The following is a 12,596-nucleotide window of genomic DNA, read 5'->3' on the forward strand; positions in this document are numbered from 1 at the left end:
ACTTCTTTTGTGTTTTAACCTAATATCAGTTCGAATAAATCCTGCGGTTAAAGTTACGGATATTTATAATATGACAGGTGTTTTCTGAAAACGAAATCTTACATACCCGTTAAAAAACCAAGAGTACTCCCGCAACCAGCAAGAGCGCTCTTGGTTTCTATCGTAGACAGTTTACGGTTTATTCCTCTATCTGCCAGCCTCCGCCCAGTGCCTTATAAACATTTACTACTGCTATCAGTTCATCACGGATGGCATTGCTGACGCCGATTTGCGCATCAAAGTATCCACGTTGGGCATCAAGAACATCCATATAATTAATGACACCGTTAATATATTGCAACTGCGCTAAATCCACGTACGTTTTGGCTGAACGTTCCAACTTGAGACGCAACTGATACACTTCCTTTATTTTGTTGAAATCCACTATCGCGTTCTTAGCTTCCTTGAAAGCGTTCAGCACCGACTTCTCATAGCTATGTACTTCGGCTTCAAAGGAAGCCTTCTGCGCTTTTAACGCGGCCCGGTTCTTTCCCCAATTGAAAAGCGGCGTCAGTACCGCACCATTCAGCAATGAATAAGGAGATTGAAGGAAGTTGGACAGGACATCACTCTCCAAACCGAACTGACCGGTAAGCGAAATACGGGGAAACATATTGGTATAAGCTACCTTTACACGGGCATGTTCCGCTATAAGTTGCTGTTCTGCAGCACGAATGTCGGGACGGCGCTCCAATAAATCGGACGGCAAGCCTACGGGCAAAGATTCCGGTACATCCAGTTCCTGTAAGAAACGGCTACGTTCGATACGCGTAGGAAACTCCCCGGCAAGAAAGGCGATGTCATTCTCCTTTATGGAAATCTTGCGTTCCAAATCCGGAACAAGCGTAGCAGTACGCGCCAACTCCACCTGTGCCTGTTGATAGGAAGTCTCCGAAGTCAGTCCGCCTTCAAAACGGATGCGGGCGAGACGCACGCCTTCCTCACGGGCTTTCTGCGTCTGACGGACAATCTCCAATTCGGTATCAAGCGCCACCAGTTCATAATACGCCTGCGCTACTTCGGAAACAATCGTCATTCGCAGGGCACGCTGTGCCTCCACACTTTGCAGATAGTCGGCAACCGCAGCGACTTTCTTCCAACGCAGATTCCCCCAAAGGTCAAGTTCCCACGACAAAAGTGCCTTGGCCTCATAGCTGTTTCCTACATCACGGCTATGACCGCCATAGTTCTCAACTTCACGTTCCGCCCCTATCTTTCCATTCAACTGAGGCAGCAGATTGGCTACACTGATACGTTTCTGAGCCGCCATTTCCTTTACACGGGCCGCAGCTATGAGCATATCCTTGTTATACTCCAGCGCACGGGCTATCAAACTGCGTAAGGTGTGATCGGTATAAACCGCCTGCCACTGCTCATCGGCAATGCTGATACTGTCCTGCTGTTGCGCCAGACTGTCGGGCAACACCATTTCGGGGCGTACATAGCTCTTACCTACCTTACACGATGCAAAAAGAACCGAGGTGAGCAACAGAAGTATATATATCTTTTTTCTTTTCATAAGTATGTAATCAGAATTCGTTTACAATATAATCATCAGTCTTTCTTGATTTTGTGCTGCACTTTCGCCTTTGCCTTATAAATCAGGACAAAGAAGAACGGTACAAGTACAATACCGAATACAATGGCAAAAATCATTCCGAAGAAAACTCCCGTACCGATTGCCTGACGGCTTGCAGACCCCGGTCCGCTTGCCAGTACCATAGGAAGCATACCCAGCACGAAAGCAAGGGAAGTCATCAAGATAGGACGGAAACGAAGTTGGGCGGCATGAATGGCCGACTGTACCAAGTCTCCCCCGTTATCTACCTGCACCTTTGCAAACTCTACGATAAGGATGGCATTCTTCGCCGCAAGTCCCACGAGCATTACCAAACCAATTTGGAAGTAGATATCATTCTCCAACCCACAGACGGCAACACCCAAATAGGCTCCTAAAGCGGCTACCGGCAAAGAAAGCAATACTGCGATAGGCACTGTCCAGCTTTCGTACTGCGCAGCGAGGAAAAGGAACACAAAGAGGAACACCAGCGTCAGTACCAATCCGGTTTGCCCGCCGGCTTGCTTCTCCTGATAGGAAAGTCCGCTCCACTCGATACCGATGTTATCCGGCAAATGCTCGCGCGCTATCTGTTCCATAATCTCCATCGCCTGGCCGGAACTGTAACCCTGCGCAGCCGAACCGCGAATAACGGCAGTGGTAAACATGTTGAAACGTTTGATACTACCCGGGCCTGTGGTATAGGATGCATTACCCAACGAGGTCAACGGAACCATTGCGCCGTTGGCGGCCTTTACAAAGAACAGGTTAATGTTCTCCTTATGCTCACGATACGGAGCTTCCGCCTGGATATACACCTTATATATACGGTTGAACATATTGAAGTCGTTTACATATACGGAACCTGTATAGGCTTTCATCGTGGAGAACACATCCGCCAACGGCACACCCAGCATCTTCACCTTGTCACGGTCCACATCAAAATAGAGTTGCGGAATCTCGGATTGCAGAGAAGAAGAAAGTCCCGTCAGTTCCTTATGCTTCTGCGCATAATACATCAACGTATCCGCTGCCTGTACCAGATTGTCAAAGGTAGCCTCACCGCGAGCTTCGAGTTGCATTTCAAAACCGCCGGATGTTCCCAATCCCGGAATCACAGGCGGAGTGGAAAGATAGACTTTACATTCGGGATATTCCGTCAGGTCCTTTTCCACCTTCTCCATTATTTCGTTAATGGTAGTATTCTTGCGGTCTTCCCAAGGTTTCAAGATAACGGTCAGTTCACTGCGTGCCTGATTGCTTCCTACACGCGGGCTGCTACCCGTTACGTTCTGCACATAAGCTACATACGGGTTCTTTTCCAGATACTTCACCGCACGATCGGTCACTATACGGGTACGCTCCAGTGTAGCGCCTTCCGGCAGTTCCAGCTCCACCTTAAAGTATCCCTGGTCTTCGGCCGGCAAGAAGCTGGTCGGTATCAAACGGTGAATAATGAAGATAGCGATCAGCACCATTCCGAATGCGCTCATCAAGCGTCTGGGATGTTTGATTACACGGCTGATGACGCCTATGTATTTATGATTGCTGATATTCAGCCATTCATTAATCTTACGGAACACGATATTCTTTTTCTTTCCGCTACCGGGTTTCAGGATAAGCGAGCACATCACAGGACTGAGCGTCAGCGCCACAACCGTAGAAAGCAATACGGATACCGCAATAGTGATGGTAAACTGGCGATATAACTGCCCGGTGATACCGCTTAGGAAACTCACCGGAACGAATACGGCGCAGAGCACCAATGAAGTGGCAATCAAAGCGCCCGTCAAACCGCTCATAGCCTTCTTGGTGGCCTCATAGGGCGAGAGTTTTTCCGTCTCCATTAAATGTTCCACATTCTCCACCACCACAATGGCATCATCCACCACGATACCGATAGCGAGAATCAATCCCAGCAAAGTCAGGATATTCAGCGAGAAGCCGAAAATCAGCATGAAGCCGAAAGTACCGATCAAGGATATGGGCACCGCGACAACGGGAATCAAAGTGGCACGCCAGCTCTGCAACGAGAGGAACACCACCAATACCACAAGAATCAACGCCTCGAACAATGTTTTATATACCTCGTGAATAGACTCCGAAATATAAGTAGTCATATCAAACGGTATCTCGTAGCTCATTCCTTCGGGGAAATTCGCGCTGATTTCTTCCATAGCCTTCTTCACGTTGTCCGCCACTTCCATGGCATTGGCTCCCGGAAGCATATAGATGCCGAGAACGGCTGCGTTTTCGCCATTGATACCGCTTTCCGTACTGTAAGAAGAGGCTTCGAGCGATACGCGCGCCACATCGCGGAGACGGATGATAGACCCGTTGGCATTGGCACGGACCACAATATCCTCAAATTGTTTAGCGGAACTCAGACGGCCTTGCGTCGTAATAGGAATGGTGATGTCGAGGCCTTGCACCGGCTGTTGTCCCAATACGCCGGCAGCCGACTCACGGTTCTGGTCCTTCAATGCGTTCTGCAAGTCCTGCACGGTCAGACCGAAGTTCGCCAACTTGTCCGGCATAGCCCAAATCTGCATGGCATAGTAACGGCTTCCGATATTGGACACACGGCCCACACCGGGAATACGACGCAAGAGGTCGAGCACGTTGATGGTAGCAAAATTACTCAGATAGATTTCATCGAACTTCGGGTCACTGGAAGTCAGGCAGATGGTCATTAACTGGCTGGGCGCCTGCTTCTCCACCGAGATACCGTTTTGGATAACCTCGGCAGGCAGACGGTTTTCCGCCAGCTTCACACGGTTCTGAATTTCTACGGCAGCCAAATCGGGGTCGGCAGACACATCAAAAGTCACCGTTGCCGAAAAGCCGCCGGAGTTTGAACTGTTGGACTCCATGTACAACATGCCCGGAGTACCGTTTATTTCCTGTTCGATAGGAGTCGCCACCGCTTGCGATACGGTCAGCGCGCTTGCTCCCGGATAGGATGCGCTGATTTTCACGACGGGCGGCGTTATCTGCGGATATTGATCCACCGGAAGCATCGTCAGACCGATGATACCGACAATTACAATCACAATCGATATCACCGCCGAGAATACCGGGCGGTCTATAAAGAAACTTACTTTCATACTGTCATTACTTTGAGAGGTTGTTATCCTTTGCTTTATTCTCGGAAACGGCTTTCTTGTTCAGGGAATCTGCCGGCTGTTCTTCTTCCTCTTTTGGAACCGCCGCCTGCGCACGCACTTTCATACCCGGAGTGAGTTTGTGGAAACCTTCCGTCACTACTTGCTCGCCCGCCACCAGTCCGCGCTCAACAACCATATTGTTGCCAAACTCCGGTCCCAGTTCGATGAAACGTTTCTCAACCGTAGAATCGCGGCGCATCACATAGATATAGGCGCCGCCCTTTTCAATGGTAACCGCCTTTTGGGGAACCGCTACCGCACCTTCGCGCACATCCAGCAGCAGCTTCACTTTCGTAAACTGTCCCGGCAGCAAGACCCTGTTCGGATTGGGCATCTCGGCGCGAACGGAGAATGTACCCGTTTGCGGGTCGACTTGCGGTTCGGCAAAGTCTACATAACCTTTATAGGGATAGACAGTGTTATCAGCCAAAGTAATCGTAATATTGGGTTGCCAGGAACGGGTAGAATCCTGACGGCCTATCTCGATATTGCGTTCCTTGCTTTTAAGATAATCCAATGCGGTCATACTGAAGTCCACCAATACGGTATCGCTCTTCACCACGGTAGCGAGCAACGATTTGGCTCCCGGACCTACCAATGTTCCCAAGTCCACGTTTCTTTCACTGATATGTCCCGACAAGGGGGAACGCACGATTGTATACCCCAGTTCCAGTTCCGCCTGATCCAAATCGGCCTGGCTCATGGAAACGGAAGCCTCGGCGGTTTCATAAGCGGCCTGCGCATTATCCAAATCCAATTGGCTGGCGGCATTCTGCGCATACAAAGGGCGAATACGCTCCAGGTCACGTTTGGCCTTCAACGCCTGCGCCTCGTCTTTCTTCAACTGCGCGCGGGCCTTATCAGCCTTTGCACGGTACTGGTCCTGATTGATGACAAACAAGACTTGATTCTTTGTTACATACTTACCTTCGGCGAAAAGCATACTCTCCAGGTATCCCTCTACGCGCGCACGAACTTCTACAAACTGCTGCGCGCGGATACGGCCTACATATTCGCCAAAAATTTCCACATCACCAACTTCGGCAGGCTCCACAATCACAGTGGGCGCTTCCGGCTGAACTTTCTTCGGCCAGGTCAATATCAGATAACCGGCAAGCAGTACCGCCATACAGGCTATCATCATTATTACCCTTTTCTTTCTCAGCTTTAATTCTCTTTTCGTAAAAAATAGTCTCATGCTTGTTTGTTTATTAAAATTAACCCTGTTTCTCTTTTCAAAGCAAACGCGATGCCAAAACACAACAAAGGCTATATTTGTTATATAATAGTTTAGTTATCAGCTATAAGCATACGCATAAAGTATCCCCGTCACATTCATCTTCCACACTTGCATTGTAGAAAATCTCCACAAATGTAGAATTATTCTACGAACTACTTCTCATTAAAAACACATAAAATCCCATTTTTCCTCTCCAGTCATTGAGAAAAACACTATCTTTACCGAAAATAATTCAATTTATTCACATAAAAAGTAAAGATTATGGCAAGTAGAAAAGTATTGAAGAAGAACGTCAACTATATCGCCGGTGAGTTATTCACCGAATGTCTTGTGAACAGCCTGTATGTACCCGGAACAGACAAGAAGAAAGCCGACGAGCTAATGAGTGAGATTCTGAAAATGCAAGATGAATTCATCAGCCGCATCAGCCACACCGAACCGGGAAATGTAAAAGGTTACTACAAAAAATTCCGTTCTGATTTTAACGCAAAAGTAGACGAGATCATTGAAGCTATCGGCAAACTTAAATAATAAGAATGAAGAAAAGACTATATAGTTTTATCTATTATCGCCTGTTAGGCTGGAAAACAAATGTAACAGTGCCCAACTATGACAAATGCATCATCTGCGCGGCACCGCATACATCCAACTGGGATTTATTTATCGGCAAACTGTTTTACGGCGCCATCGGACGGAAGACCAGCTTCATGATGAAAAAAGAGTGGTTTTTCTTTCCTTTGGGATTGATATTCAAAGCCGTCGGCGGCATACCGGTAGACCGGAGCCGGAATACTTCCTTGGTAGACCAGATGGCCAACAAATTTGCCGAAAGCAAACAGTTCCATTTGGCCATCACCCCGGAAGGAACGCGTAAACCCAACCCTAACTGGAAAAAGGGATTTTACTTCATTGCATTGAAAGCGCAAGTTCCCATCATGCTCATCGGTATAGATTATCCTTCCAAGACCATAACTTCCACCAAGGCAATAATGCCGACGGGAGATTTTGAAAAGGATATGCATGAGATAAAACTCTATTTCAAGGACTTTCATGGAAAGATTCCCGAGAACTTCTCAATCGGAACGATTTAAAAAAACGGTTTCCGACAACCGTTCGTCACAATGAACCGACTACGTGTCAGTATCCTGCAAACGGATATTGCTTGGGAAAATAAACAAGACAATCTCCGTCGTCTTCGCGAAAAGCTGGAAACACTTCGCGGAGCGGCGGAGATTGTTGTTTTGCCGGAGACTTTTTCTACCGGATTCAGCATGAATACCGATAAACTGGCGGAACCGGTAACGGGCGACACCATCACCACGCTGCGCCAATGGGCGTCTGAATACCGGATAGCCATCGCCGGAAGCTACATTTCCTGCGAGGAAAACTCCGTTTCATCCGAAGATAATTCATTATCCCGCAAACATCCCGCCTATTACAACCGCGCCTTTTTCCTCACTCCCGAAGGAGAAGCCTATTTTTACGACAAGCGGCACTTGTTCCGCATGGGCAACGAAACGGAACATTTCACGGCGGGCAATCGCCGTACCGTAATCCCTTACCGGGGCTGGAACATACTGTTGCTTGTCTGCTACGACCTTCGTTTCCCGGTATGGAGCAGGAATGTAAACAACGGATACGACCTGTTGATTTACGTCGCCAACTGGCCTGTACCCCGGCGAAAAGTCTGGGACGTTCTTTTGCAAGCGCGTGCGCTGGAGAACATAAGTTACGTCTGCGGCGTAAACCGTGTCGGTAAAGACGGTAATCGATTCCCTTACGACGGCGGCAGCGCAATCTACTCATACAAGGGCGAACTGATGGCTCAAGTACCCGACAATGAAGAAGGGGCAGCCACCGTACCCCTCGAACTTTCCGCACTGCAAGCATTCAGAAACAAGTTTCCCGCATGGAAAGATGCGGATTCTTTCACTATCGTTTCAGATAATAGTTCACGGTAGTCACTACGCGTATGCTCTTAATATAAGGTGTATTGGCATCTCTGTCCGAAATGGAGAATTGTCCCTGCGAAGCATTCCGTATTTTACCCAGACTGCTGTCCGAGTCTTTTGCAAACTTCTCGGCTGCGGCACGGGCATTCTTCGTAGCTTCTTCTATCATTTGCGGTTTCACGTCATTCAAGCCCGTAAACTCGTATACCACGTTATAGCGGTAATCGCCCCCGCTGATGGCAATACCCTGTTTCAGCAGCTCGGCTTGTTCCGACATCAACTTCCGCACCTTGTCTACATTCTTTGAAGTGACCGTAATGACCGATGTGGCATTGTACCGATAAGCTATATCACGGTTCCCGTAACGTTCGGCCTGCATGTCTATCACTTCGGGCGGAGCAATGCTGATTTCTTCTTTAGCGATGCCGTTACTTTCCAGAAACTTCACAATAACTTTATTCTTCTGCTCCATATTGGCATAAAGCAAAGACGGGTCGTTCCCGATATCCTTATACATCAAAGGCCATATTACCTTATCGGCGGGGACTTCCATCTCAGCCAGTCCTTTTACGCTGACAATACGCTCCTTATCTATAAAATCGTTTATACCCCATTTTATTACCACTCCCAACAAAACCATACCGACAGCAATAATGGCGGCTTCTGCTTTCCATGTTTTCATAATCAATCGTTTTTATTATTAATGCGAATCAAGAGTTAATAATAGAGTAACCTAAGGCTGAAAGGCTTTTATCTCTCAGCCCGGGGTAACACCCCGGGAATAAATGTTCTCTGCACTCACGCCTTATAATGGCAAAATCTTTGAATATCAAATTTTGCCCTTACAGGGCGCAATGGTAATCATATTCGCATTCCCGGGGTGTTACCCCGGGCTGAGAGATAAAAGCCCTTCAGGCTTAGAATTTGTCTAATCAGTTAATTATCTAATCAGTTTAATCAATTTAATTATCTAATCAATTTAATCATCTAATCGGTTTAATTGCTCAATCATACTTAGCTATTTGCTGTTTAAACTCCTGATTCGTCTTATTAAGGAGTGACAACTCCCTCTAACTCTCTTTAATTCCTATTTTCTTCAAAGTAACGAAATTAAAGTTTTCGCTGACCGTCATCCCGATTAAAAGATATTAAATAGGTATTTCTTTAAACATTACGCATCAAATTTTAGAGTATTTAATGAAAATACCTAAATGCATGGAGTGCATCTTACCCAAAAAGTAGTTATTTTTGTCCTTTGAAACGATGTCTGACGACTGAAACAATTAATTTATTAACACTAACCCCTAAATCCTATGTTGACTCAACTTATCAACGCACGCATCCTGACCCCGCAAGGTTGGCTCAAGGATGGTTCCGTACTCATCAGAGACGGGAAAATTTTAGAAGTAACCAATTGCGACCTTGCCGTTATCGGCGCACAACTGATTGATGTAAAAGGAATGTATGTACTGCCCGGCGGTGTAGAAATCCATGCACATGGCGGCGGCGGACGCGACTTTATGGAATGTACCGAAGACGCTTTTCGCGGTGCCGTAAAAACTCACATGAAATACGGAACCACCAGCATATTCCCCACCCTGTCCTCTTCTACCGTACCGATGATTGAACAGGCGGCAGAAACTTGTACGAAGATGATGGCGGAAAAAGACAGCCCGATACTGGGTCTGCACCTCGAAGGCCACTATCTAAACATGGCGATGGCCGGCGGACAGATGCCCGAGAACATCAAGAACCCCGACCCCAACGAATATATCCCCATCGTAGAAAACTGGCACTGCATCAAGCGTTGGGACGCCGCTCCCGAATTACCCGGAGCCATGCAGTTCGGTAAATACATCACCGGAAAAGGCATCTTGGCCTCGGTAGCCCATACCCAAGCCGAATTTGAAGATATACGCACCGCCTATGAAGCCGGATATACGCATGCCACGCACTTCTACAACGCGATGCCCGGATTCCATAAACGCCGTGAATATAAATACGAAGGTACCGTGGAGAGCATCTACCTCATGGACGACATGACCGTGGAAGTAGTGGCCGACGGTATCCACGTACCGCCCACAATCCTGCGCCTGGTCTACAAGATAAAAGGCGTGGAACGGATGTGCGCCATCACCGATGCTCTGGCATGTGCCGCCAGCGACAGCAAGGAAGCTTTCGACCCGCGTGTCATCATCGAGGACGGCGTATGCAAGCTGGCCGACCACTCCGCCCTTGCCGGCAGCGTGGCAACGATGGACCGCCTGATACGCACAATGGTACAGAAGGCCGACATACCATTGGCGGACGCCGTGCGTATGGTGTCCGAAACACCGGCTCGCATTATGGGCGTATACGACCGTAAGGGTTCGCTCCAAAAAGGAAAAGACGCCGACATTATCGTAATGGACGAAGATTTGAAAATCAGAGCGGTATGGGCAATGGGCAAATTAGTGCCTGAAACCGATACTTTATCATAAAATTTATTTCAACATAATGCGAATGAACTTTGTTTTTCGTATTTTTGTTAAGTTTTGAACAAGCGAACAGCTTTAATCATTTATTAATAACCAATTATTGTATGAAAACCAATCTTAGTTCTCAAATTACTCTGAACAGAGTATCCCCCAGGTACTATCGACCTGAGAACGCTTTCGAGCGATCGGTACTGACACGTCTCGAAAAAATTCCGACAGACATTTACGAGTCTCCCGAAGAAGGAGCCAACCAGATTGCTTTGGATATCGCACAAGTGATTCGTGACAAGCAGAAAGCCGGACGTTTCTGCGTATTGGCGCTGGCCGGCGGTAACTCGCCGCGCAATGTCTATTCAGCCCTCGTGCGTATGCATAAGGAAGAAGGACTGAGTTTCCGCAATGTAGTGGTATTCAACCTGTACGAATATTATCCGCTGGCTTCGGACGCAGTCAACAGCAACCTCAACGCATTGAAGGAAATGCTGCTCGACCACGTGGACATTGACATGCAGAACGTATTCAGCCCCAACGGTACTATCGCCAAAGACACCATTTTCGAATATTGCCGCTTGTACGAGCAACGCATCGAAAGCTTCGGCGGTATCGACGTAGCCGTATTGGGTATCGGACGTGTCGGCAACATCGGTTTCAACGAACCGGGTTCGCGCCTGAACTCCACCACCCGTTTGATTTTGCTGGACAGCGACTCACGCAACGAAGCGTCCAAGATGTTCGGAAGCATTGAAAGCACTCCGGTAAGTTCCATTACAATGGGTGTAGCCACAATTCTCTCGGCCAAGAAAGTATATTTGCTGGCATGGGGTGAAGAAAAGGCCAAAATGGTAAAAGAGTGTGTAGAAGGCAACGTAACAGATACAATCCCCGCATCTTACCTGCAAACGCACAACAATGCCCATATCGCCATCGACCTTTCGGCAGCCGCCAACCTGACACGTATCCAACGTCCCTGGCTGGTAACTTCCTGCGAATGGAACGACAAGCTGATTCGCAGCGCCATCGTCTGGTTGTGCCAACTGACCGGAAAACCGATTCTAAAGCTGACCAACAAAGACTACAACGAAAACGGTTTGAGTGAACTGCTTGCCCTTTACGGCTCTGCATACAACGTAAATATCAAGATTTTCAACGACCTGCAGCATACCATCACCGGTTGGCCGGGCGGCAAGCCGAACGCAGACGACACCTATCGTCCCGAACGTGCTAAACCGTATCCCAAACGTGTCGTTGTATTCTCTCCGCACCCGGATGATGACGTCATCTCTATGGGCGGTACTATCCGCCGTCTGGTAGAGCAGAAACATGACGTGCATGTGGCATACGAGACTTCCGGTAACATTGCCGTAGGCGATGAAGAAGTAATCCGCTTCCTGCACTTCATCAACGGCTTCAACCAGCTCTTCAACAACAGCGAAGACCAGGTCATCAACGAGAAATACACCGAAATCCGCAACTATCTGAAAGATAAGAAAGACGGCGATATGGATACCCGCGATATCCTGACCATCAAAGGGCTGATTCGTCGCGGCGAAGCGCGTACGGCATGTACTTATAACAATATCCCGTTGGATCACTGCCACTTCCTCGACCTGCCGTTCTATGAAACGGGTAAGATTCAGAAGAACCCTATCAGCGAAGCCGACGTGGAAATCGTACGCAACCTGTTGCGCGAAGTAAAACCCCACCAAATCTTTGTCGCCGGTGACCTTGCCGACCCGCACGGAACACACCGTGTTTGTACGGATGCCGTATTTGCCGCTATCGACCTTGAAAAGGAAGAAGGCGCCAAATGGCTGAAAGACTGCCGCATCTGGATGTACCGCGGCGCATGGGCAGAGTGGGAAATTGAAAACATCGAAATGGCGGTGCCCATCAGTCCCGAGGAATTACGCGCCAAACGTAACTCCATCCTGAAGCACCAAAGCCAGATGGAAAGCGCACCATTCCTCGGTAACGACGAACGCCTGTTCTGGCAGCGCAGTGAAGACCGCAACCGCGGTACAGCCGCACTGTACGACAGCTTGGGGCTGGCATCTTACGAAGCCATGGAAGCATTCGTAGAATACATTCCGCTGTAAATGTTTACTAAATAGCGATAAGAGAGTGGGAAGCGATGAACTTCCCACTCTTTTTTTGTGTATTTTT

Annotated in this window: 9 protein-coding genes; 5 read left to right on the forward strand and 4 right to left on the reverse strand. The window is 48.1% G+C overall.

The features are described 5' to 3' along the window. Nucleotides 1-178 precede the first annotated feature (178 nt). Genes BHV73_RS14145 through BHV73_RS14155 form a run of 3 tightly spaced genes read right to left on the reverse strand, consistent with a single transcriptional unit; the run spans nt 179 to nt 5,962 of the window. Entirely contained in the window at nt 179-1,558 is a 1,380-nt protein-coding gene (locus BHV73_RS14145; RefSeq protein WP_087413073.1) for an efflux transporter outer membrane subunit, read from the reverse strand. 35 nt (nt 1,559-1,593) lie between these two features. Beyond that, nucleotides 1,594-4,704 (reverse strand): efflux RND transporter permease subunit, encoded by a 3,111-nt coding sequence (locus BHV73_RS14150; RefSeq protein WP_009120574.1) that lies wholly within the window; start codon nt 4,702-4,704, stop codon nt 1,594-1,596. A 7-nt stretch (nt 4,705-4,711) separates the two neighbouring features. Further along, a complete protein-coding gene (locus BHV73_RS14155; RefSeq protein WP_009120573.1) occupies nt 4,712-5,962 on the reverse strand; it encodes an efflux RND transporter periplasmic adaptor subunit in 1,251 nt (416 codons plus the stop codon). Nucleotides 5,963-6,265: 303 nt separating this feature from the next. Between BHV73_RS14155 and BHV73_RS14160 the strand changes: the two genes are divergently transcribed. The 3 genes from BHV73_RS14160 to BHV73_RS14170 are packed head-to-tail and all read left to right on the forward strand — an operon-like array spanning nt 6,266 to nt 7,965. Next, a complete protein-coding gene (locus tag BHV73_RS14160) occupies nt 6,266-6,535 on the forward strand; it encodes a hypothetical protein (protein ID WP_009120572.1) in 270 nt (89 codons plus the stop codon). A 5-nt stretch (nt 6,536-6,540) separates the two neighbouring features. Then, nucleotides 6,541-7,095 carry a 1-acyl-sn-glycerol-3-phosphate acyltransferase gene (locus BHV73_RS14165; RefSeq protein ID WP_009120571.1) on the forward strand — a complete coding sequence of 185 codons (555 nt, stop codon included), beginning with the start codon at nt 6,541-6,543 and terminating at the stop codon, nt 7,093-7,095. A gap of 30 nt (nt 7,096-7,125) precedes the next feature. Then, entirely contained in the window at nt 7,126-7,965 is an 840-nt protein-coding gene (locus BHV73_RS14170) for an amidohydrolase (RefSeq protein ID WP_087413074.1), read from the forward strand. Here BHV73_RS14170 and BHV73_RS14175 read toward each other — a convergent pair. Then, nucleotides 7,937-8,638: an SIMPL domain-containing protein gene (locus tag BHV73_RS14175; RefSeq protein WP_009120569.1), complete on the reverse strand. Its 702-nt coding sequence runs from the start codon at nt 8,636-8,638 to the stop codon at nt 7,937-7,939. The genes BHV73_RS14170 and BHV73_RS14175 overlap by 29 nt on opposite strands. Nucleotides 8,639-9,269: 631 nt before the next feature. On the opposite strand from BHV73_RS14175, the gene nagA reads away from it, so the two are divergent. Beyond that, nucleotides 9,270-10,436: an N-acetylglucosamine-6-phosphate deacetylase gene (gene nagA / locus BHV73_RS14180; protein WP_009120568.1), complete on the forward strand. Its 1,167-nt coding sequence runs from the start codon at nt 9,270-9,272 to the stop codon at nt 10,434-10,436. A gap of 101 nt (nt 10,437-10,537) precedes the next feature. Beyond that, on the forward strand, nt 10,538-12,529 hold the full coding sequence (locus BHV73_RS14185) for a glucosamine-6-phosphate deaminase (protein WP_009120567.1): 1,992 nt from the start codon (nt 10,538-10,540) through the stop codon (nt 12,527-12,529). Nucleotides 12,530-12,596: the final 67 nt, after the last annotated feature.

This window comes from Bacteroides sp. 44_46 (genome assembly GCF_001915465.1).
Classification (GTDB): domain Bacteria; phylum Bacteroidota; class Bacteroidia; order Bacteroidales; family Bacteroidaceae; genus Bacteroides; species Bacteroides clarus.